Raw genomic sequence first — 22,084 nt, 5'->3', positions numbered from 1 at the left:
AAGGGCTCGTCGTTCAATACGCGGCGACGTGGGCCTCGAGAGCACTGTGTTGGCGGGCTGCGTCCACCTGATCGAACGGCCCATTCCAATGCAGGCCATATTGATCCAGCATCGTCCGATTGCGCGCAAAGGCCGTATCGGCTTGCCGCTGCAGGTACATGCGATACGGCCGACCCGCGAGGGCGCGATCGAGTTCGCCCAGGTTGCGCACGTAGATGCCTTTGAACGACGGGCCATCCGCACCACAATTGCCGCTTTCGCAGGGCTCGCGCAGAATGCCACCCGGGTTGAGCGCGGTGCTCGCGGTCGAAGCGTCAGCAAGTTGCCGGGCCTTGGTCAACAACGACGCATCCCCGGTGGCATCGTGCAGTTGCACCAGCGCGCCCAAGATGACGCCTTGATTGTACGTCCACGTGGTCTGCCCATTGTTGCGGCACGTCGCGGAGTCCAGGCCATCGTTGATCAAGTTGTTCGCGTTGATCATGCCGCTCGCTTGAAACCATTGCCACGTCTCGCGGGCGCGCTGCACGTGGACGGTGTCGCCCGCGATTCGATTGTGCAACGCGGCGCTCAGTTCGATGAAAATCTCGTTGGTGATGGCATTCTTGTACGATTTGTCGGTGCGCCACCACACGCCGCCCCCGCAGGTGCCATCGCGGTACGCGTTCATGTAGTCGGCGGTCTTTTTCGCCATGTCGAGGTACCGCGACTCGCCCGTGAGATCGTAGGCGCGCACCCATGCAAGGCCCCACCAGCCGGTGTCGTCGAGGTATTCGTTGGTGAAATCGTTGCCTCGGTTTTTGTCGAACGTGTTGGCAATGGCATAGCGGTATTGGGCATTGCCGGTGCGCGTCCAATAATCGAGCATCGCGGTCAATGCATTGGCGGAGTTCCACCAGCCCGTGGTCTTCCAGAGGCCCGTGCCATTGTCGTAAAGCTGCATGAGGGCCGTGGCCGCGGCCTCGACACGCGTGCTCGCCGCCGTGCGAAACCACGGTGTGCAGGCGATCTCGGGTCGATTGCCCGCCTTGCCGCATGCGCGCAGCGCACCGATGCCCCGCGTCGCAGGGTCATCCACGTTGTACATGAGCGTGCGCCACCCGTGCCGCCCCGAGGGAATCGTCGTCGCCCCGAGCTTGCTGCCACCCGGCTCCCACGTGCGCCCGCCATCGAAGGATCGATCGAGCCATGCTTCATCGCCCGGATCGCCGTCGTCGATGCTGGCCCAGCCCATGGCATCCGGATCGGAGAGGTGCAGCACGATCTTGCGCGACCACACCGTGGCCTCCGCCGCCGTGCGATCGGCACCGGCCACCGCAGGATCGCGCGGCTCGCAATGCACATTGCAAATCGTCGCCGCCAGGGCCGACGCGAGAAGAGCGATCATGCCGACGAGCCTATCGCGCGATCACGATCGCGAACAATGCCATTTACTGGCGTTCGAGCTTCAGCGCTTCCTCCAAGAAGCGCGTGCTGCGGGCGAGAAAGGAGGTGACGGTCTCTTTGCGATCGAGGGAGTGGCCCTCGTTGTCGGCGACCATGTATTCTACAGGTACTTTTCGCGTGCGCAGCGAGCGGACGATTTGGTCCGATTCCGAGCGCGCGACGCGCGGATCGTTGGCGCCGGCGTAGACGAACAAGGGGACCGAAATGGAATCGACCCGGGTCGCCGGTGAAATCGACGCCAGGAAGGCGCTGTCGCTTTCGGGGCCGATTTCCTTTTGGAAAACGCTACGAATCTCGCCGCTCGTGGAGCGCATGAACGTGCGCCAATCGTAGACGCCCACGAGATCGATGCCCGCCTTCCACATCGTGGGATGGTGCGTGAGCCCCATCAAAGTCATGTAGCCGCCGTAGCTCCCGCCGGAGAGCACGAGGCGCGCAGGATCGGCCCACGGCGTGGAAAGCACCCATTGCCCAACCGCCTCGATGTCCTTCACGGCATCCATGCGCTTCGGCCCGTCGTCGGCCTGTTCGTACGCGCGGCCGAAGCCCGTCGAGCCGCGGATGTTGGGCTCGACGACGATGAAGCCATGGGCCGTGTAAAACCGAACCTGCGTCGACCAACGCACCGGGGACGAGCCGGCCGGCCCACCGTGCACGCTGACGAGCACCGGGTACTTCTTGGAGCCCGCCGCGAGCCCTTTCGGCTTGTAGACGTTGAGCGGGATTTGCGTTCCATCGAACGAGGGAATCGTCTGCACCGTCGCCTCGAGTTCGCCGAGCCCTGCGAGCGTGGAGCGCGCTTCTTTCAACGCCGGCCGCGCCGCCCCGGTACGAGCATCGACGAGGAAGACGTCCTGCGGCTGATTCGGCGTCGACCAATGCAGGGCGAAGCTCTTTCCGTCGTGGCTCGGTACCAAGCCGGCGCCGCTGCCGAGGGGAAGCTTGGCCTCCCCCACGGACTTGAGCGTCTTTGCCTCGAGGATGCGGACCACCGAGCGATTTCCTGCATCGAGCCGAATGGCCAGCCGATCGCCTTTGCGCGGAACCGCCAGCTCGTTGATCGCGGCCGTCTTGAGGGTCGCATCCGCGTAGCGTGCCCGCTGAGCCAAGGTGGAGGCATCGAAGGCGAGCAGGGTGCCGCCTTCGCCTCCTTCGTCTGTGGCGACGAAGATCGTCTTGCCGTCGCCAGAGAACGCGGCCGCCTCGATGGCCACCATCTTCCCCGGGGCCGGGTAGATCGACTTGGCCTGCCCGGTGACGAGATCGACCAGCACCAGCACGATCTCGGAATGCGAAATGTAGCGGCGCAGCAGCGCGCGCTTGGCGTTTCGATCGACGGCGAAGAGCTTTCCAGGAATGCTGTCCGTGTAGACGAGCTTGGGCGGTGCGCCGCCTTTCAAGGACTGAACGTAGACGCGCGCCGTGCTCTCTTCCTTTTTGCGCGCGCTGTACACGAGGGTGTCCGGTGCGCCGTCGGGAAGGAAGGGCGCGTCCCGATGGAGCGTCTCCCCAGGGGTGAGTTCCTCGAGCCCGCTGCCGTCCACGCCGACGCGGAAGATGGAGTAGTTCTCGTCGGCCCCCCGATCCGAGAGAAAGACCACGCTCTTGCCGTCGGCCGAAAACGCCGGGGAGAGCGTGCGCTGCGCGGTCTTCGTCAATCGAACCGCCGGCGCATCCGGTTTGGCGACCTCGCCGAGGTAGAGCTGTGTCAGCCCATCACGGTTCGATCGGAAGACGACCTTTTTCCCATCGGGGGACAGGTTCGGATCGCCGTTGATGAACGCCCCGATGATGCGCGCGGCGTCGGAGGCGAGCACGCCGTCCCGCTGCGCCGCCGCTCCCGAAGGGACGTCGGGCGCGACGGGCCCTTCGCTCGGGGCCGGCGGCACCACCGGGCTCGCGGAAGCCGGCGGTGTCGAAGCACTCGTCGTCGTTTTCGCGGGTTCGGGAGGTGGGCTCCCGCAGGATGCGAGAAGCAGGAACGACGAAGCCACGATGCACGCGCGCTCGTTCATGAAGGCCCCCTTTCAAGGAGGCCGCGATTCTACCCTTCTCTAGCCTTCGCTGGAGTGCGCGTAGCGGCGGATCTCACGGAGCGTCCGAGCCGCGAGCGTGCGCAGCTCGGCCACGTCGTCGCCTTCGACGATGGCCTCCATGGCGAGCGCAAGCATGTCCCACTTGAGGAAGTTCGCCGCGGTCACCGCGGCGTCGCGCAACTCCGGTTCGGCCGCACCCATCGTGTCGGCGAGGAAGGCCAGAACGTCGGGCTCGGGGGCGCGGTTCTCGCGCACCAACACGCCGCGCGGTGTGGCGGACAGGCCCATTTTCAAGACGTGCAACCGGCGCGCGGCCGGATCCGCCTCCGCACGGGCCAGCGCCACGAGCTCCGAGGGCTGGAACACGTCGAGACCGCGCAGGCGCTCGAAGACGGCGGCGGCGTCACGGCCGGTGGCGTAGACGTAGCGCGCCTTGATGATGGCGCTCTCGCAGTAGCGAATCGTGGTCGCCTCGTCGAGCGGGGTCCAGGTGAACTCGCCCGGGCGGCTGTCGTGCTTCGGCGTGACGGAGTTGAAGTGCCACGACTCCTCCCAAGCCAGCGAGATGAGCGAGGTCAGGCGAAACGAGGGCTTGAGCGCCCAGTGGCGATGCTCGGCGAAGATGGGCTCGTGCTCGTCGATGGACCCGTCCTTGGGGCGGGGTTTGCCGTAGAACGCCTCGACCCGATCGGTGAGCGCCTGGGCAAACTCCGTTTGAAGGAAGACGTCGATCGAGCTTTCGCTGGCGTCACGCCCGTGGGTGAGCAGATGGTGCGTGGCCCAGCGGTGCGAAAGGATCTTTTCGCGACGGTTGTACTCGTCCTGATTGCCCTCGGGCGCGGACGGCGGGTAGAGCCCACCGCCACCGGCCTCCCCGGTGAAGGCCTGGCGCCACGTGATGCGTGCATCGGCGTGGGGGCTCGAGATGAGCTCGAGCAGCGCAACCCCTTGCGCCACGATGTCCTCGCGCTCGCGCGGCTTGAGCTGAAGCGCGCGAAGGAGCACACGCAATTCGGCGCGATAGGCGGGGTTCGCGTAGAACGTCGGCGGCCAGTTCAGGCCCTGGACGTACCGGCGTATCGCGTTCGCAAAGCAGCCCTCCGGAGCTTTTGTTTCGCTCCGAATGACGTCGATGACGAGCGAGATTTCTTCGAATTCGTGCGGAGTCAACGGTTCGAAATCATAGAGCGAGCGGTTGCCATTGACAAAATTCCCGGATCGGCGGCGATGGGCAAGTTCCTTTCACGCTTTGTGCCCGTTTCCGTCCTTCGTTCTGGAGCCATGGCCCGATGCCTCGTTTTGTTGCCGGTTGGTTGCTGCTGCTCCTCCTGTTGGCGCCGTTGGCGTTGGCCCAGGGGTTCGGATGCTCACGGCGCCCATCCGGGTCCTCCGCGACCGAGGCCGGAGGAACCGAGGCCGGGGTGCGCATCGCCAAACGCGTCGTGTCATTGTCGCCGTCGACCACCGAATCGCTCTTTGCCATCGGGGCGAAGGACGTCGTCGTCGGGCGCTCACGCTATTGCGATTTTCCAGCGGAGGCTCTGAGCCTGCCGCAGGTCGGGGGCTTCGCGGATCCGAACTTCGAGGCCATCTTGGCGCTGAAGCCCGATCTCGTGGTCGGCGGGCGCGGGCCGGCGGGACCGCAGCTTCTGGAGCGGCTCACGGCGTTCGGCACCGAGGGGTATTTTCCCGAGAACGAGTCCTTCGCGCAGATCGACACGATGCTGCTCGGGCTGGGCGCGCGCACGGGCCACGCGGCGGAGGCCGACGCCGTGGTGACGAAGTTGCACGTCCGCGAAGGTGAAGTGCAGGCGGCCGTGGCCGGGCGACCCCGGTGGCGTGTGCTCCTCGTCTTTGGGCTCGAGCCCATCGTGGTGGCCGGCCCGCACACCTTCGCCAACGAGATGATCGAGCGCGCCGGTGGCACCAACGCCGTGCGCGAGGGCAGTCTCTACCCCACCTTGGGCATGGAGCAGGTGCTGGCGCTCGACCCCGACGTCGTGGTGAACGCCGCCATCGCCGAAGCACACGGCGCGCAGCGCATCACCCGCGAGGCGCCGGGCTGGCGGGAGCTTCGCGCGGTCAAATCCGGGCGCGTGGTGGCCATGGCCGACGAGAGCGTGCTCCGCCCCGGCCCGCGCATCGCGGAGGGGCTCGCTGTCTTCGCCCGCGGGATACACCCGGAGGCTGCGATTCCTTAGGCCGGTTTGCGGCGGCCCAGGCGACGTAGGGGGAGCACGATCAGCGCGAGCACGAGGACACCGCGCGAGAGCGGGCTGCGGCCCTTGAAGCGCCGCTTTGCGCCCGAGGTGCTGCACTGGTCTTCCTCCTTGTCCGACGAGCTGCCGTCGTCGTCCTTGTCGCAGCTATCGTCCGAATCGTCATCATGGTCGGAGCCGTCCGAATCCGTGGTGTCGCTGCTACAGCCCTCGCCGTCCTCCTCGCGTGAGCTGCTCGAGTCGGTGGTGTCGCTGCTGCAGCTTTCCGAGCTGCTACTGCTGCTGCCGCGGGAGGAGGAACTCGAGCCGCTGCAGCCGGCGCTCTCGTACGAGTCGTTGCGGCTTGGCGGCGCGGACGATCCGCCGCCACGGCCGCCTCCGGAGCTGCACGACGCGTGGGCCGTGAGGACTTGATCCGGCGCGGGAGAACTCAACGCGCTGACGCGCAGATCCGGCGAGGCACCTTGCGCCGGGATGCGTCCCGCAAGCCGCGTGATGCGCAGCGAGTCCGGCGCGCGCTGCGCTCGTGCGAGCTCCAAGTCGTCGGCACGGTCACCGTAGCGTGCGGCCAGATCGAGGTACGCCGCGGTCACGGAGGGGACGATGCTGGGCGACGACTCCACGACGAAGGCTCCGGGCGCTGCACCCGAAAGCGCGACATCGCGCTTCAGCAGGTAATCCGAGCGCTCCCCGAACCAGTGGATCGACGGAGGCCAATCGATCCTCGTTCCAAGCATCGACGGCTGCTCCGACACGACGAACGCCGTCACCTCGACGTTGCGTTCCGAGCGAAGGAGCGACAAGGGAACGGGCATCCCCGCCTCCGCATCGACGACCCGGATCACCGGCGTGTGCGGCCCCTTCGTGCGCACCACGACGAGGTTCTGCGTGGCCAAGCGGCGCGCGAGATCGTTGCGCACGCCGGCGGGCAAGTCCGGTGCGCCAAGCTTCGTATCTAGCTCCTCGAGCGACGTCGCGGTGTCCAACTCGGGCGGGAACGGGCTCGGTCCGACTTGCACGCTCCGGTGCGTCTCGACGGAGGAGGGGCCGCACGATGGGATCACCTGCACGGCGGAGGCCTCGTCCAACGCTTCGAGCCACGCGTGCGACACCGCGCTGACCACGGCATTTTTCCCCGTGGGAATGATCCACACGAGTGGCTCCGCATGCGCCGTCGAAAGGGAGTACCACCGCACCGTGCGCGCGGCCGAGGGCGCGACGGCGATGCGCACCTGCGTTACCTGGTTGGCATCGCCGGGAAGCACCAGGCCGACGGCACCCGCCGACCGCGGCACGATGACGAAGCAAAGCAAGACAAGCGTAAGCCAGAGAGCCCGCACGCCGAGCTGCATCGCAAGGGTCAAGCCACGTTGCGTATCCCGCTTTGCACCGCGAAACCCGAGTCCCAGTCACGTCTTTCAGTGACTCAAATTCGCTTCTGTGAAGCGGCTACAACACCGACCTGTATCGCTAGTCGTCGCGTTTCGTGCCGCGCAGAAGGTCCTGAACGCGCTTCTCCAGATCGGCCGGCATCGGCGGCGGATCCTCGTCGTCGTGCGGCTCGACCACGCGCAGGTAGGAGACACCCTTCGCGGGGCGCTTCTTCGCTTGAACCGGATTCGGTCGGCGCACTGCCGGCTGACGGGCCTTTGCCAAACGCGCCGTCAAGGTGCCGCGGAAGATCCACGCCAGCATCGACCCTTCCGCGAGAAGCTCCGGTAGGTACCGCTCCCAGCCCGCGTAAATCGCATACACCACCGTCAGGCCGACGGTGAGCCAGGCGAGCCAGTAGCCCCGAATCGGCAGAATGAAATAGATGCGAACGACCCGATCGGGAAACCAAAGGCCCCACGCGACGATCATGGCGCAGGCGCAGGCCCAGCTTCCCAGGTAGTGCTGCGGAAGCAGCGCCACATCGAGCTGCGCCAAGAGGCACGTGACCACGGCGGACGAGAGGACGATGCCGCCAAGCACGCGGAGAAACCGCGCCGAGCCCCACTCGCCGGCCAGATCCGAACCGAACCAGTAGATGCCCAGGCACGTGAAGAGCAGCGACAGCGGGCTTGGCTCGATGAAGGCCCACGTGACGAGGCGCCAGACTTCCCCGCGCCATACGCCGGCCGGCACCAACGAGGCGAGCTGGAACAGAGGCCCGGTGTGGCGGTTACCGAAGGCAACCGCGAGCGAAAAGATCACCGTGAGCGAAAGAAGCAGCCCGACCGCCCAGGGCAGCCGTCCGCCGAACGAGAACCGATCCTGCCAGCGCCCCTGCCCTGCCCTCATGGATTGACCTGCCACTCTCGTTGATTACGTGCCACCTCGTTAATTAAGCGAGATCGGCCCGAAAGGCGAGGGTCGCGGCGACGAGCCCGATCGGCAACAATGGGCCCATGGCCAGCAAGTCCCGCGTCCGCATCGATCAACTGCTCGTGAGCCAGGGGCTTGCACCCTCGAGGGCCCGCGCGCAGGCGATGGTGCTCGCCGGCGTCGTGTACGTGGGCGACGAGCGGGTCGACAAGGCTGGCACCACCGTTGCGGCCGATGCGGCGGTGACCGTGCGCGGGGCCGATCATCCTTATGTGTCGCGCGGCGGGGTGAAGCTCGAGGGCGCGCTCGACGCCTTTGGGGTCAACCCGACGGATTGGCGCTGCCTGGATCTGGGCGCCTCCACCGGAGGCTTTACCGATTGCCTGCTGCAACGCGGCGCCAAGACCGTGATCGCCGTGGACGTCGGCTATGGGCAACTCGCGCACAAGCTCCGGGTCGATCCGCGGGTGGTCGTCATGGAACGAACCAACGCGCGGACCCTCACCGCCGAGTCCGTGGGTGGCGAAGTCGACCTCACCGTGGTGGATGCATCGTTCATCGGCATCGACCGGCTGACCGAGGCCATCGCGCGGGTGACCCGCCCCGGAGGCGAGCTCGTGGCCCTTGTCAAACCGCAGTTCGAGGTCGGTCGGGAGGAGGCGACACGCACCAAGGGCGTCGTGAAGGACGAGGCCGTGCGCGAGCAGGCCATCGCTGGAGCCGCCGCGGCCATCGAAGCGGCCGGATTCACGATTCTCGCGCAATGCGACTCGGTCTTGCCCGGCCCGAAAGGAAATCGCGAAGCTTTCGTACACGCACGCCGAAGTCCGTGACAAAGTCCCGCCCGGCTTCATGCAGCAATCCTCGTCCCGCACCCGGCGTCCCTCCCTCGGGGCCATCTTTCTGACGGTTTTTCTCGATCTTCTCGGCTTCGGGCTGGTCATCCCGTTCCTGGCGGAAGAAGCGCGCGACAATTTCCAAACCACGGCCCTCGTCGGGACCCTGCTCAGCGCGGTGTATTCGCTGATGCAGTTTCTCTTCGTGCCGGTGTGGGGCCGGCTTTCCGACCGCATCGGCCGGCGCCCCGTGCTGGTTTGGTCCGTCGCCGCCAACGCGCTCACCATGTTGGGACTCGGCCTGGGCATCGCGTACGGGTCGCACGTGGGTTGGCTCTTTGCCGCGCGCATCTTCGGCGGCATCGCCACCGCCAACCTGGGCACGGCCAGCGCGTACATCGCGGACGTGACCAAGCCCGAGGACCGGGCGCGCGGCATGGGCCTCATCGGCATGGCCTTCGGCCTCGGCTTCGTCCTGGGCCCCGGCTTCGGCGGCGCGCTGGCGAAGATCACCATCAATGGTCACACCGGCGCGGTCGCCTGTTTCGCCGCGGCGGCGCTCGGCGTGGTGAACTTCGTCTGGGTGGCGCTCGGCCTCGTGGAGTCGCTCCCCAAGGAGAATCGCGCGCAAAAGCCGATGCGATCGCTCTCGCCGCTCAACCTCGACGCCGCGCGCCGCGCCTTTGCCGACAACGGCATCCTGGCGGGCATCGTCGTCAACTTCATGATCATCTTCTCGTTCACGAACATGGAGCAGACGTTCCGCTACTTCAACAAGGACGTCTTCAAGATGGACCAGGTGGAGAGCGGCCTTTTGCTCGCGGGCGTGGGCGTGACGGCGGCCATCGTGCAAGGCGCGTTCATGCGGCCGCTCACCAAGCGGTACTCGGAGCCCACGCTCATTCCGGTCGGCGTCTTCGTGCAGGCCATCGCTTTCTTCGGTTTGGTGTTCTCCCCCACCGTCGGGCGCGGGCTGCTCTACGCCTCGAGCCTCGCGCTGGCCGTGGGCAACGGCATCACGCAGCCGACGGTCTCGTCGTACGTGTCGCGGCGGGCCTCGGCCTCCGAGCAAGGCGCCATCCTGGGGACGAACCAGTCCGCGGCGAGCCTGGCGCGCGTGCTCGGACCGGCCTTTGGCGGCTTCGTCTACGGCGCGTTCAGCCCGCGTTCACCGTACGTCGCGGCGACCATCGGCATGCTGCTCGCGCTCACCTGCACCTTGGGACTCGCCCGCAATCAGAACACGAGCACCCAGATGTCGTAGAGCGCGTGGGCCCACACCGCGGTGGAGAAGCCGCGCGTGAGGTAGATGATCGTGAGCACCACGCCGATCACCATGCGGTAGATGAACGACGCCATCTGGAATTTGTCGCCCAGCGCACCGATGTAGTGCATCCCGCTGAAGAGCGCCGCGGCCGCGAACATCCACGCGAACATGATGATGAAGGCCTTGAACGACGACGTTCCGGCGACCACCCGCTGGTTCATCACCTGCACGTTCTGCTTGGCGAAGACGCTCACGAGCACCTTGGCCCCGAGCCCGAAGAGCACCACGCGGAAGGCCAGCTCCTCGTAAAAGCCCGCGCCCATCGAGGTGATCATCCCGACGAAGCGCTTATCCTCGGTAAGCGGGCCGAAGAGGCTTGCCGCAGCCTGTGACGGCGCGAAGAGGTTGCTCACCACGTACGATCCCGCGACCCGCATCACGATGGCGTAAAACGCACCCTCGACGATGACCTGGGCAAACTTGCTCGAGCGAAAGGCTTGCCCGCGGCCGAGCCAGCCGAAAATCCCCGCGAACACCACGCCGATGGAGGCGGTGATGAGGAGGTACACGGCCCGGTTGCCCTCGGCGAGCTGCACCAGGGCGGGGGTGACGACGTCGGTCGCGTTCTGAATCTTCAGAAAGACGACGCCCGCGTGGTACGCGAGGAAAAGCGGCAGGGTGAGCGCGAGGTCGATCCACGCGCCCGGCTTCTCGGTCAAAGCTCTCGCGTCGCGCGACATGTCAGCCGAGCGAAGGACGAAGCCTATAAACGATGGCAACCACCATGACGACCCAGAGCACCAAATTCAGCACGAACGGGACGTCGCGCAACATCTCTTGGGTGGGACTTTCGCTCTTGAGCCCGCGCCCTGCCCGGCCAGAAACCAGGAATAAAAACCGAAAGATGCCAAAAATGGTGAACGGCGCGGTCAGCCACAGCGACTTCGTGTTGAAGAACGCGCACGTGACCGGATCGATCGTGTACGCGATGTACGTAACCACGGTGGCGCCGCCGGTGAGGGCCAGAAGGACGTTGAGGCCCATCGGCGTGTAGGCCTTGAGGGCTGCCCGCTGCTTGCCCGCATTTTCACCGGAAAGCTCGTGCCGCCGCTTCCCGAAGCCCAAAAAGAGGGCCAAAAGCGCGGTGCATGCGATCATGTACGTGCTGACCTGCGTATCCGTCGCAAAACCGCCGGCCAGCACGCGCAGCACGAAGCCGAACGAGATGAAGGCCACGTCCAGAACGGCGATGGACTTCAGCTTGAAGGTGTAGGCGATATTTTGGCAGAGGTAGATGACGGCGCAGATGAAGAATTTCCAATGCAGCAGGAAGCCGATGCCCAGGGAGAGCACGACCAGCAAGACGGCCATCAGCCACGCAAGAGCCTCGGGCACCTCGCGGCTGGCGATGGGCCGGTAGCGCTTGACCGGGTGAATGCGGTCGGCCTCCACGTCGGCCAGGTCGTTGATCGTGTAGACCGCACCGGCCAAAAGGCAGAAAACTCCGGTCGCCGCCAACGCCCGCCCGGTGACCAACAAGTTCAGGGCCGGGCCCGCGGGGGTAGAGAGAAAGACGTCTTTGTGGAAGAACATCGGCGCCATCACGAACAGGTTTTTCACCCATTGGTGAGGGCGGATGGTCTTGATCAGGCCGGCCAACATTGGGATCGCTCTTTAGTACTGACGTCCTTTCGATAGTACAACGGCTGTTCAACCCGGAGTTTTCGTGACTGCCACCACCCTTCCACGCCCCCAGCGCCCCCGCCGCCGGGCGATTCTTTCGAGCCTTCCCGTGTTTTTGCCCTCTCTCGTCGCACTGATCGCGCTGATCGTGTTGGCGGTGCCGGGCGATGCGGCGGCGGACTCGAGCGAGCGCTTCTCGAAATTGACCCGCTTGCACCAGGAGATCCGCTCCGCGCGCGGGCCGCACGCGTACGTGGCGCTGCGCAAACTCTGGCAAGAGTGGAACGCGGGCGATCCGGGCGAGATCGAGGAGGTGCTGCGCAACGTGGCCCAAGACGCCTCCATCGCGCCGCCCACGCGCGCGTACGCGGGCCTTCTCGAGGCCTACGCCCGCCGGCGCCGGGGCGATCTCGATGGATCGCGCACGCGCATCGCGAAGCTGGGGTACGTGTCGCGCTTCTTGGTGGCGGGCGCCTTCGACAACGAGGGCAAGGCCGGCATCGATCGCGACTTCGGCGTCGAACCGCTGGAAAAGAAGCCCGACACACCGGATCTGGGGCGCACCTTCGATGGCAAGGAGCGGCCGGTGCGCTGGCGGGTGTCCCCGGCGACCGCACCCTACGGTTGGCTCGATTTCGGCGGGCTCATCGAGCCGACGCAGAACGTGTGCGCCTACGCCTTCACCTACGCGCGCGACGAGAAATTGGCCGCGGGTGCCTCCCGCCCCATCTCGATCTGGGCCGGCAGCGCTGGGGCGATGCGCGTGTGGTGGAACGGCGAAGAGGTGCTGCGCGACGAGAAATACCGCTCGATCGACGCCGATCGCTGGGCCGCCAACGTGACCATGACGAGCGGCTACAACCGGCTCTTGGTCAAGATTTGCGGCGACGACGATGCGCCGATGCTGACCGTCCGCCTCGCCGGCGAGCGCGGCGACCCGGATCCGCGCATCGTCACCGATGCCGATCCGGCCCATGCCAAAGAAGCGGCAACGGCGGGGAAAAAGCCCGCGTCGCGGGTCGAAGGCGCCATCCAGGCTTTCGAGCGGCTCATCAAGGGCAACGATCCCGCGTCGCTCGAGGGCTTCGCGCGCTACCTGCAGCTCACGCAGTCGGACGATCCCTCCGAGCGGCGCGCCCGGGATTTGGCGCGAAAAGCGGCGGAGAAGGCCCCGACGATCCGGCGTCTGCTCCTGGCCAGTGAGCTCGTGGAAAATCGCAACCAGAAGGCCATCTGGATCGAGAAGGCCGAGGCGCTGGCCAAGAAGGGCGGCGTGCCGACCGAAGATCAGATCGACGTGCTCCTGGCGCGCGCGCGGCACGCCCGGGCGGGCTCGAATTGGCGCGACTCGGTGCCGTATTTCGACCGGGCGCTGGCCCTCGACCCCGACGAGGTGGAAGCGATCCTCGGGCGCTACGAGTTGTACGAGGAGGCGAACCTCAAGGAGACGGCGGCCGCTTTCATCGAGCGGGCGCTCGCGCGGCAGCCGCGCAGCGTGGCCGTGGTGCACGCGGCGGTGGGTGCGCTGCGGCAGATGGAGCGCACCACGGAGGCGGGCGAGCTGGAGGAGCGCTACTCGCAGCTGCGCTTCGACGATATTTCCTTCGTGCGCGGGCGCATCGATCTGGCCATCGCCCAGCGCGACATCAAGGGCGCCGAGCGCTGGCTCGATCGGATGATGGCCATGAACCCGGACAGCGCGCCGCTTTTGGCGTCGGCGGCCCAGAGCTACCTGCTCATGGGCAACCGCACGCGATCGGTTGCACTCTACAAGAAAGCGCTGGATCTCTCGCCCGAGAACACCGACACGATCCGGGCGCTGGCCGAGGCGCAAGGCCTGGCGGGGCACCCCGAGGAGCAGCAGAAATTGCTGCGCCAGGTGCTCTTGTTGAAGCCGCAAGCGAAGGACGTGCGCGAATACCTGGCGCACCTCGAGCCGGCCAAGCCGCGGCCGGACGAAGGCTACGCGCGCCCGGCGAAGGAGTTCCTCGCGCAGCGCAAGGCGCCCGCGCGCGGGGAGAATCGGCGCACCTTGGTCGATCTGCAGGTGACCACGGTGTTCCCGAATGGCCTGGCGAGCCGCTTTCACCAGGTGGTGTTCCAGCCTTTGACGGATCGCGCGGCGACGGATGCGCGCGAGTACGGATTCAGCTTCCAGGCCGACACCGAGACGGTGCAGCTGCGCGGCGCGCACGTCTACCACGAGAACGGCCAGGTGGAAGATGCGACGGAGAACGGCGAAGGGCCGGTGAACGATCCGTCGATCAGCATGTACACGAGCTCGCGCGCGTTCTACGTGCGCTTCCCGCGCCTGTCGCCGGGCGACGTGGTGGAGCTGCAGTACCGCGTCGAGGACGTGGCCACGCGCAACGAGTACGCGGACTACTTCGGCGAGGTGAAGTACATGCAGGCAGGCGAGAACATCGCCCACTCGGAGTACGTGCTCATCACGCCGACCTCGCGCACGTTCTACTTCAACAAGCCCAAGGTGCCGGGCATCCAGTCGACGACCAAGGTCGTGGGCGACACGCGCGTCTACCGCTTCACCGCGGAGAACGTGCCGGCCATCGATCCGGAGCCGCTGCAGCCGCCGTATTCCGAGCTGCTCGGCCACGTGCACGTCTCCACGTACAAGAGCTGGGACGACATGGGCCGCTGGTACTGGGGGCTCGTGAAAGATCAATTCGTGGCCGACGAAGAGGTGCGCCGGCGCGTGGCCGAGGTCACCAAGGGCCTGAAGACGGATCGCGAGAAGGTGCGCGCGGTCTACGACTACGTCGTGCAGAGGACGCGGTACGTGGCGCTGGAATTCGGCATCCACGGCTTCAAGCCGTACCGGTGCGCGCAGATTTTCGCGCGCGGCTTCGGCGACTGCAAAGACAAGGCGACGCTCATCGTGACCATGCTCAAAGAGCTGGGCATCCCATCGACCATCGTGGTCGTTCGCTCGGGCATGCGCGGCGACTTCGAGACGGATCCGGCGAGCTTGGCGCCGTTCGATCATGCCATTGCGTACGTGCCGTCGCTCGATTTGTACCTGGACGGAACGGCGGAGAACACGGGCTCGATGGAGCTGCCGGCCATGGATCGCGGATCGCTGGCCATCCAGATCAACGAGGGCAAGCCCAAGTTGGTCCACCTGCCCGATCCGCCGGCCACCGAGAGCACGGCGGTTCGCAAGCTGGAGGCGACGGTGAACGTCGACGGCACGGCGCAGATCGATTGGCGCGCGGAGGTGACCGGCGTATCGGCCCCGACGTGGCGGCAGCGCTACTGGGCCGAGGCGACGCGCAAGCAACGCGTGCAGGAGGATCTGTCGGCGGAGTTCGCGGGGCTCGAGCTTGGGTCGCTCGAGGCGGCGAACTTCGAGGATATCGAGGGCAAGGTGTGGCTCCGCGCCAAGGCGAAGGTGCCGCAGTTCGGGCGCAAGGAGGGTGACCGATTGAGCCTGCCCGTGGGGCCGAACGATCACGCGGTGCGCGATTACGCGTCGCTGTCCCAGCGGCGGCTCGACGTGAAGCTGCGCGCGCAGTCGACGGACGAGACGGATTGGACCCTGCGCATTCCCGCGGGTGCGAAGATCGTCAACGCGCCGGTGAAGGCCGAGGGGTCGAGCCCCTTCGGGAGCTTCCGCGTCGACGTCGACATGACGGGGACGACGGCGCACGTGAAAACGACGGTCACCATGACCAAGACGCGCATCAAGGCCAGCGAATATCCGGCGTTCCGCGCCTTCTGCGAGTCGATGGACCGCGCATTGGGGCAACGTCTCGTGTTGGGCGTGAAATGAAGGGTTCTCGATTGTCCATGTTCGATTCTTGGAAGCAGGTACGTCGGCTGGGTGTCGTTCTCACGTTGGCGCTGGCGAGTGCGGCCGGCTGCGGGGGAGCGACGCCCGCGGTGAACAGCCCCACGTCGCTGGGCGATGCGCGGGACAAAGGTCGCGCCTCGGGCGATGGTGAAACGGTGGGGCGCTGGGCGCTCTTGGAGATGGTGGCGCCGGGCGGCGATGCCGGGCAGGCGAAGAATGCCATCGGCAAGCTGCGGCAGATGAAGCACGAGGGCCTGTACGGCAGCCTCGCGCTGGCGCTCTACGACGAGACCCACGGCGATCCGCGGGCGGCGGCCGACGCCTACGCGGCAAGTCTCGTCGCCGCGAGCAAGAGCGAGGACCCCGATGTGCATCTGGTGGCATGGTTCGCGACGAACCACCTGCACGCGCTGCGTGGCTCGGTCGCCGATCTGTACACGCGGCACAAGAAGACGCTGGAGGACCTGATCGCGCGGCCGGGCAAGCTCGGGTGGCGCTCGGTGGCCGAGCTCTCCGACTGGTCCAACGCGGAAGCCTTCGACAAGGCCGTGGTCATCGACGACGCGTACGATGCGCAGTACACCGCGCGTGCGGGTTGCGCGCGCAAGGTGCGCCTCGCGGGGCCGTTCGGACGCGGCACCTCGGTGGACCGACGGCGTTCGTTCCCGGCGGAGGATTCGCGGCCCTGGCCGCCATCGTGGGAGCCGGATCCGCTGCGCGGGACGCGGCCGCACATCCTCAAGGTCGAGCAGCACCGCTGCCTGGTGGGCTCGCCCGAGCAGACCGGAAAGGGCGTATTTTACGCCGAGGCGTTCTTCTCGACGGACCAGGAGCGCGATTTGATCCTCGCCGTCGCGGGCGCGCTCAAAGTGTGGGTCGACGACGTGCCCGTGCTCGAGCGCGATCTGCGCGAGTGGGGCGTCTGGCAGCGTTTCGGCGCGAACGTGCACGTCGGTCCCGGGCGGCACCGTGTGCTGGCGCGCATCCTCAACGACAACACGTCGTTCCGGTTTTTCGGCGCCGACGGGCGGCCGGCCGGCATCACCACGGACATCGATGCCACGCGGCCTTATGGCCTGACGAAGGCCGTGGCGCTGCCCAGCGTCAATCCGCTCGACACCATCGTGCGCAACCGCGCGGCGGCGTCCCCGTTGCAAGGCTTCTTCGCGGCGAGCCTCGCCAGCGTCGACGGCCTGGACGACGTCGCGAGTGCGCTGCTCGATCCCTACGTCGAGCCGGAGAATGCCGCGCCGGTGGCGTTGCAGACGGCGGCCGCGTTTGCGCACGCGGATCCGATTTACCCCGAGGACAAGCGCCGTCAGAACGAGCGCCGCTACCGGACCCGCGCCGTGGAGAAGGACGCGGGCCTCTGGTACTCGCGCGCGTGGCTCGCGCTCGATTCGGGTGAACAAAAGGGCCTCGTCGAGGGCGTGGAGCCCCTGCGCAAGCTCGTCGAGGAGTTCCCCAACGAGCCCGAGATCCTCGAAGGCCTCGGGCGCGTCTACGGCAAGCTCGAGTGGCGCGCGGAGCGGATGCGCGCCTTCGCGGACCTGAGCAAGCGCTTCCCCGACGACGCCGACGCGCTTCGAGCGTACCTCGATGCGCTGGAGGACGATGGCCCGCTGGAGCTGGCCGACGCCGTGGCGGTGCGGATCAAGAAACTCGATCCCGAAGCCGAGGTCGATCTGGAGCGCGCGCTCGCGCGACAGGACTGGAAAGCCGCCATCGACGAGCTGCGGCGGCTGGCCAAGCGCCGCCCCGATCGCAAGGAGATCGCCACGCGCATCGCCGACGTGCTCGCGCGCGCCGGAAATCCCGCGGCGGCGGCCGCGGAACTCGACAAAGCGCTGGCCAAGAACCCGGAGGACGCGACGGTGCGTTTCCGCCTGGCCGATCGCGCCTTCTCCAAGGGCGATCGCGGGGCCTTGCGGCGGGCGCTCGCCGAGTCCATCCAGGCTGGAGCCTCGGTGGCGGAGCTTCGCGATGCCATCACGGTCATCGAGGGCGCGACGAACCTGGAGCCGTACCGCATCGACGGCAAGCAGGTCATTCGCGACTTCGAGAAGTGGGAAAAGAGCGGCAAGAAGATGGCCGGCAATGCCGCGCGCGTCCTCGACTACTCCGCGTTGTGGGTGCACCCCGACGGCTCGAGCGAGATGCTCGAGCACGAGATCCAGCGGATGCAGTCGCAGGAGGCCATCGGCAAGGAGGCCGAGCAACAGCCGCCGCAAGGCCTGGTGCTGCGCCTGCGCGTGATCAAACCCGACGGCAGCGTGCTCGAGCCCGAGCCCGTGGAGGGCAAGCCCACGTTGACGTTGCCCCACCTCGAGATCGGTGACTACGTCGAGATGGAGCACGTCACCTCGTTCCGGGGCGACGGCGAAAAGGGCAAGAGCTACAAGGGCCCGCAGTGGTTCTTCCGCGAGGCGGACAAGGGCTACTGGCGCAGCGAGTTCGTGGTCATCTCGCCGAAGGATCGCCCGCTGGAGGTCGAGACGCGCGGCAGCGTACCCAAGCCCAAAGAGCGCGCCCTCGGGACCTTCGTCGAGCGCCGCTGGCGGGTCGACGAGAGCCCGCCGGCACCCGAGGAGCCGGATGCCGTGCCGCCGACGGAGTTTCTCCCGAGCGTGCGCATCGGCTGGGGTCAGTCGCTGCAGGAGTCGCTGGCCCGGCTGGTGGATCTCGCCTCCGACGAGACGCCGCTCGATCCGCGCCTCGGCAAACTGGCGCGCGAGATCGTCAAGGACGTGCCCGAGAAGAGCCGCCTCGCCCGCGCGGAGAAGCTTTACCACTACGTGCTCGGCGCCGTGGAAGAGGGCAACGAGAACGACGGCCGCCGCGCGCTGACCGGGCGCAGTGGCTCGCTGCAGTCGGCGTATGGGCACCTTCTGCGGCAGCTCGGGATCCCGCTGGAGCTCGCGGTGGTGAAGAACCGCCTCGCGCCGCCTCCGCTGGGGAAGCTGAGTGAGACGGAGGCCTACGACTCGCTGGTGATGCGCCTCGACACGGAGTCCGGTATCCGCTGGCTCACCGTGCGCGACAAGTTCGCGCCCTTCGGCTACATCGCCGCGGGCCTGCGCGGGCAGCCGGCGTACCGGCTGATTCCGGGCACGCCGCGCGACACGACGGCGACGGGCGGCGATCTCGATGGCGTGAGCTTCGAGGGGCGCGCCACCTTGCGCGAGGACGGCTCCGCGAGCCTCGATCTCTCGCAAGCCTTCCGCGGCAAGGTGGGCGCGTCGGTGCGCGGCGTGTTCGATCGCATCGCCGCCGGCCAGGTGCGCGACTTCGTGGAGACGCGGCTCGTAGGGCGCAATTTCCCGGGCGCGCGCGTGCGGGACGTCCAGGTCGAGGGCAAACAAGCGCTCGACGCGCCGCTCGTGGTGCGGGTGAAGGCCGACGTGCCGCAGCTCGCGCGCGCGGTGAATGGCGGCATGTCGCTCAAGCCCATGTTCCCCATGCGCCTGGCACAACTGGCGGCGCTGGCCGAGCGGCAGACGCCTCAACTCATCAGCGGCTCCTCCCACGTGGAGGTGAAGTTCGAGGTGGTGGTGCCCGAGTCGATGCGCATGCCCTCGAGCCTTCCGGTGGGCGAGGTGCGCGACGGTGAGCGCCTCGTGCGGGTCGGCGACGCCGTGCACGGGCACGCGCTGTACTTGGATCGCGTGGTGGACATCCCCGCCGGCCGGGTGCAGCCGGGCGAGGAATACACCCGGTTCCAGCGGTTTTCGCAGCAGGCGGACCAGCTCGTCGAACGCGAGATCATGCTGGGTCGATGAGCCGCACGGTTCGGCGCTATCCCTGGGATGCCCTGGATGGCATGAGCGCGCGCTCGCTCGAAGCGATGCGCGCGCTCCGGCACTTGCTCGATGCGAGCGGTTCCATCGCGGCGATGCAGGCGGCGCTCGCGGAGATCCTCGACAGCCGCATCGAGGTGCGGCTGCGCCACGTGCGGGACGCGACCCGCGCAGGCCGTACGGATCCGAGCGCGGTGACCTTGGGGCTCGAAGACGACACGGGAACGGTGCGCGCGTGGCTCGAGGTGGAGGGCGCGCTCGCGGCGCAGGTGGTGGCCCGGGCACTCCGCCGTCCGCTGCTTCGCACCTCGTCGCTGGATCCTTTTTCGCCGCCCCCGGCGACCGTGTACGGAGCCTTCGCCGCCGTGGTGGTGACGACCTTGCGGCGCGGGGCGGGTGCGCTCCCCCTGCGGGTTCGCACGATGGATGCGGCGATGGAGGATGCCCTCTTCGCGAGCTTCACCGTGGTGCTCGGGGATGAGGCCTTTCTCGCGCGCGTGGCGTTTTCGCCGGGCGATCCGCTGCTTTCGCCGCGCACGGAGCCGCCGTGGGATCGGGCTGCACTGGCGCGGCTGGGCGACATCCCCCTGAGCATGCCGATCGTGGCGTCGGTGTCGCTGTCCACGGTGTCCGAGATGAAAACGCTGACGCCGGGTGCGGTGTGGCTTCCGCCGCCGTGGAGCCTTTCGGGCCCGGTGATCCTTTGCGCCCCGCGCTCGGACCGAGGCCTGTCGGCAACGCTCGGCGCGGACGGCAAGCTCGTGGTAGGTGGCTCGGTGGAGGATCTCTCGATGGCTCGCGAAGACAATGCCCTGGTGGAGAACGCCGGCGACGTCCCCGTCGTCGTTCGTGTCGAAGTCGGCTCCGCCGAAATGCGCGCCCGCGAATGGGCCAACCTCCGCGCCGGCGACGTGATCACCTTGGGGCGCCCCGTCGGCTCCTCCGTGATCTTGCGCGTCGGCGGACAAGAGGTCGCGCGCGGCGAGCTGGTCGACATCGAAGGCGAACTCGGCGTCCGCATCCTGGAGAACCAAGGATGATGATGCGTCACGCCGCCCTTTTCGTTCTCGCCTTCGCGGCCTGCGGCAAATCGGACATTCCGCCGCCTACGCCCGATGCGGGTGGCAGCGCCACCGAAGATGCGGCCACCGCCGCCGGAAAGAAGACCGAACCCGCCGCGGAGAAGAAGCAGGCGGGCCAACCCGTCCACTGGACCGGCACCTACAAAACGACGCGCGGCACATTCTACGTTCCCAGCGGCCCCGAATACGGTGGCGTGAAGTGGCGCGGCGACGACGGCCCCGAGGGGCTCGGTGAAGGGAAAATCGACCTCACCATCGATCCCCAAACCGGCAAGGTGGACGGCACCCTCGAAGGCGTCCTCGGCCCCTCCGTCGTCTACGGTTCGCTCACCGGCGATGCGCTCGCCGCCAGCATCGCCCGCAAGGACATTGCCGATCGCGGATTCAGCGGCACGCTTTACGGGAAGGTCACCGGCGCCGATGCCACGGGCACGATGAAGCTCTCCCTTCCCGATGCCCACCTCGTTCGCGACGGACAGTTCACCCTCAAGCGCAAAGAGCCCTAGCCACCATGTACCCCCGCGTGAATTACCTCGAGTGGGCCATTCAGAACGTCGGCCAAACCCCCTTTGACCTGGCCACCAGCGGCATGCCGGCCTTCCACCTCGCGGAGCTTGGCCCGCCGCCCGATCTGGACGACACGCGCGCACGGCCCGCGCTGACGGCCGCCATTGCGCGTCACAACAGCGTCACCCCCGAGGAAACCATCGCCACCATTGGCGCCGCGCACGCCATTTGGATCGCGTACGCCAGCTTGCTCTCGCCCGGCGATGAAATCCTGGTCGAGGAACCTGCCTACGAGCCGCTCCTTACCACTGCGCGCGGCATCGGCGCCCACGTCACCCGCTTTCCGCGTCCGGCCGACTCCGACTACGCCGTCGATCCCGAGCTCGTGGCCGAGCGCATCACCGAGCGTACGCGCGCCGTCCTCATCACCAATTTGCACAACCCGACGGGGCGCCGCACCGACGACGAGACCTTGCAGGAGGTCGCCCGCCTCATTGGAGAACGAGGCGGTCACCTGATCGTCAACGAGATCTATTCGCCCTTCGACGACTTCGTCGACAAGGACGGGGTCTTCCGCGGCTGCGCGCGGCGCCTGGCCGACAACATCGTCGTCGTCTCCAGCATGACCAAGTGCTACGGCCTGGGAACCCACCGGTTTGGATGGGTGCTCGGACCGGTCGACGTCATTCGTCGCGCGTACGCCACCATGATGTCGAGCGCCGGCTACTTGCCCCTTCCGCACGCGCAGCTTTTCATTCACGCGCTGAGTCACATTCAAACGTTGGCCGCGCGGTCCCGGCGTCTTCTCGCGGACAAACGCGCGCGCGCCTCGGCCTGGTTGGCGCAAGAACAACCGCGGTTCGCGTGGAGCGGGCCGCAATCCGGACTCTTCGGTTTAGCCACCCTGCCCGGCGCAGGCGATCTGCGGCCAGCTCTGGAGAAGGGGGCCGCCGAGCACGGCGCCCTCGTGGTGCCCGGGTCCTTCTTCGAAGTCCCCAATGGATTTCGACTCTCATGGTCCATCGATGATCCACGTCTCGACGAAGGACTCGACCGTCTCGGTCGCATTCTGCGCAGCCTCTGACTAGACTTC

General features: G+C 67.2%; 15 protein-coding genes. 8 read left to right on the top strand and 7 right to left on the bottom strand.

Annotated features, from left to right (window positions below):
* Positions 1-13: 13 nt before the first annotated feature.
* From LZC95_47210 to LZC95_47200, 3 genes are read right to left on the bottom strand one after another with little or no spacing between them, the layout of a single operon-like run.
* Entirely contained in the window at positions 14-1,387 is a 1,374-nt protein-coding gene (locus LZC95_47210; GenBank protein WXA94029.1) for a glycoside hydrolase family 76 protein, read from the bottom strand.
* A 43-nt stretch (positions 1,388-1,430) separates the two neighbouring features.
* The gene (locus LZC95_47205) at positions 1,431-3,461 is read right to left on the bottom strand and encodes a prolyl oligopeptidase family serine peptidase (GenBank protein ID WXA94028.1); all 2,031 of its coding nucleotides are present in this window, start codon (positions 3,459-3,461) and stop codon (positions 1,431-1,433) included.
* Positions 3,462-3,500: 39 nt separating this feature from the next.
* Positions 3,501-4,652, bottom strand: coding sequence for a hypothetical protein (locus tag LZC95_47200; protein ID WXA94027.1), 1,152 nt, complete (start codon positions 4,650-4,652; stop codon positions 3,501-3,503).
* Positions 4,653-4,771: 119 nt separating this feature from the next.
* On the opposite strand from LZC95_47200, the gene LZC95_47195 reads away from it, so the two are divergent.
* Positions 4,772-5,683, top strand: coding sequence for a helical backbone metal receptor (locus LZC95_47195; protein ID WXA94026.1), 912 nt, complete (start codon positions 4,772-4,774; stop codon positions 5,681-5,683).
* Here the strand turns inward: LZC95_47195 and LZC95_47190 are convergent.
* Positions 5,680-7,065, bottom strand: coding sequence for a hypothetical protein (locus LZC95_47190; GenBank protein ID WXA94025.1), 1,386 nt, complete (start codon positions 7,063-7,065; stop codon positions 5,680-5,682). The genes LZC95_47195 and LZC95_47190 overlap by 4 nt on opposite strands.
* Positions 7,066-7,171: 106 nt before the next feature.
* Positions 7,172-7,984: a rhomboid family intramembrane serine protease gene (locus tag LZC95_47185; protein WXA94024.1), complete on the bottom strand. Its 813-nt coding sequence runs from the start codon at positions 7,982-7,984 to the stop codon at positions 7,172-7,174.
* Positions 7,985-8,091: 107 nt separating this feature from the next.
* Here LZC95_47185 and LZC95_47180 point away from each other — a divergent pair, with 107 nt between their 5' ends.
* Together LZC95_47180 and LZC95_47175 are read left to right on the top strand one after the other, a co-directional pair.
* Positions 8,092-8,841 carry a TlyA family RNA methyltransferase gene (locus LZC95_47180; protein ID WXA94023.1) on the top strand — a complete coding sequence of 250 codons (750 nt, stop codon included), beginning with the start codon at positions 8,092-8,094 and terminating at the stop codon, positions 8,839-8,841.
* A gap of 19 nt (positions 8,842-8,860) precedes the next feature.
* On the top strand, positions 8,861-10,108 hold the full coding sequence (locus LZC95_47175; GenBank protein WXA94022.1) for an MFS transporter: 1,248 nt from the start codon (positions 8,861-8,863) through the stop codon (positions 10,106-10,108).
* Here LZC95_47175 and LZC95_47170 read toward each other — a convergent pair.
* Positions 10,081-10,851 carry a CPBP family glutamic-type intramembrane protease gene (locus tag LZC95_47170; GenBank protein ID WXA94021.1) on the bottom strand — a complete coding sequence of 257 codons (771 nt, stop codon included), beginning with the start codon at positions 10,849-10,851 and terminating at the stop codon, positions 10,081-10,083. The genes LZC95_47175 and LZC95_47170 overlap by 28 nt on opposite strands.
* A 1-nt stretch (position 10,852) precedes the next feature.
* Complete coding sequence (locus tag LZC95_47165) at positions 10,853-11,773, bottom strand: UbiA prenyltransferase family protein (GenBank protein ID WXA94020.1); 921 nt, start codon at positions 11,771-11,773, stop codon at positions 10,853-10,855.
* Between the two features lie 130 nt (positions 11,774-11,903).
* On the opposite strand from LZC95_47165, the gene LZC95_47160 reads away from it, so the two are divergent.
* From LZC95_47160 to LZC95_47140, 5 genes are read left to right on the top strand one after another with little or no spacing between them, the layout of a single operon-like run.
* On the top strand, positions 11,904-15,584 hold the full coding sequence (locus LZC95_47160) for a DUF3857 domain-containing protein (protein WXA94019.1): 3,681 nt from the start codon (positions 11,904-11,906) through the stop codon (positions 15,582-15,584).
* A 17-nt stretch (positions 15,585-15,601) separates the two neighbouring features.
* On the top strand, positions 15,602-19,384 hold the full coding sequence (locus tag LZC95_47155; protein ID WXA94018.1) for a tetratricopeptide repeat protein: 3,783 nt from the start codon (positions 15,602-15,604) through the stop codon (positions 19,382-19,384).
* Entirely contained in the window at positions 19,381-20,442 is a 1,062-nt protein-coding gene (locus LZC95_47150; protein ID WXA94017.1) for a FliM/FliN family flagellar motor switch protein, read from the top strand. Before LZC95_47155 ends, LZC95_47150 begins: the two co-directional genes overlap by 4 nt.
* Positions 20,439-20,990 (top strand): hypothetical protein, encoded by a 552-nt coding sequence (locus tag LZC95_47145; protein ID WXA94016.1) that lies wholly within the window; start codon positions 20,439-20,441, stop codon positions 20,988-20,990. The genes LZC95_47150 and LZC95_47145 overlap by 4 nt, the downstream gene beginning before the upstream one ends.
* Before the next feature lie 5 nt (positions 20,991-20,995).
* On the top strand, positions 20,996-22,075 hold the full coding sequence (locus tag LZC95_47140) for a pyridoxal phosphate-dependent aminotransferase (protein ID WXA94015.1): 1,080 nt from the start codon (positions 20,996-20,998) through the stop codon (positions 22,073-22,075).
* Positions 22,076-22,084: the final 9 nt, after the last annotated feature.

This window comes from Sorangiineae bacterium MSr12523 (assembly GCA_037157775.1).
GTDB classification, from domain to species: domain Bacteria; phylum Myxococcota_A; class Polyangia; order Polyangiales; family Polyangiaceae; genus Pendulispora; species Pendulispora brunnea.
The sequence above is the reverse complement of the archived record's forward strand: the minus strand, read 5'-3'. Positions and strand labels throughout refer to the sequence as shown.

Bases quoted from the DNA above. Each gene is read 5' to 3' on its own strand.
- LZC95_47210 (WXA94029.1), bottom strand. From the start codon at position 1,387: ATGATCGCTCTTCTCGCGTCGGCCCTGGCGGCGACGATTTGCAATGTG.
- LZC95_47205 (WXA94028.1), bottom strand. From the start codon at position 3,461: ATGAACGAGCGCGCGTGCATCGTGGCTTCGTCGTTCCTGCTTCTCGCA.
- LZC95_47195 (WXA94026.1), top strand. From the start codon at position 4,772: ATGCCTCGTTTTGTTGCCGGTTGGTTGCTGCTGCTCCTCCTGTTGGCG.
- LZC95_47185 (WXA94024.1), bottom strand. From the start codon at position 7,984: ATGAGGGCAGGGCAGGGGCGCTGGCAGGATCGGTTCTCGTTCGGCGGA.
- LZC95_47180 (WXA94023.1), top strand. From the start codon at position 8,092: ATGGCCAGCAAGTCCCGCGTCCGCATCGATCAACTGCTCGTGAGCCAG.
- LZC95_47175 (WXA94022.1), top strand. From the start codon at position 8,861: ATGCAGCAATCCTCGTCCCGCACCCGGCGTCCCTCCCTCGGGGCCATC.
- LZC95_47170 (WXA94021.1), bottom strand. From the start codon at position 10,851: ATGTCGCGCGACGCGAGAGCTTTGACCGAGAAGCCGGGCGCGTGGATC.
- LZC95_47165 (WXA94020.1), bottom strand. From the start codon at position 11,773: ATGTTGGCCGGCCTGATCAAGACCATCCGCCCTCACCAATGGGTGAAA.
- LZC95_47155 (WXA94018.1), top strand. From the start codon at position 15,602: ATGTTCGATTCTTGGAAGCAGGTACGTCGGCTGGGTGTCGTTCTCACG.
- LZC95_47150 (WXA94017.1), top strand. From the start codon at position 19,381: ATGAGCCGCACGGTTCGGCGCTATCCCTGGGATGCCCTGGATGGCATG.
- LZC95_47145 (WXA94016.1), top strand. From the start codon at position 20,439: ATGATGATGCGTCACGCCGCCCTTTTCGTTCTCGCCTTCGCGGCCTGC.
- LZC95_47140 (WXA94015.1), top strand. From the start codon at position 20,996: ATGTACCCCCGCGTGAATTACCTCGAGTGGGCCATTCAGAACGTCGGC.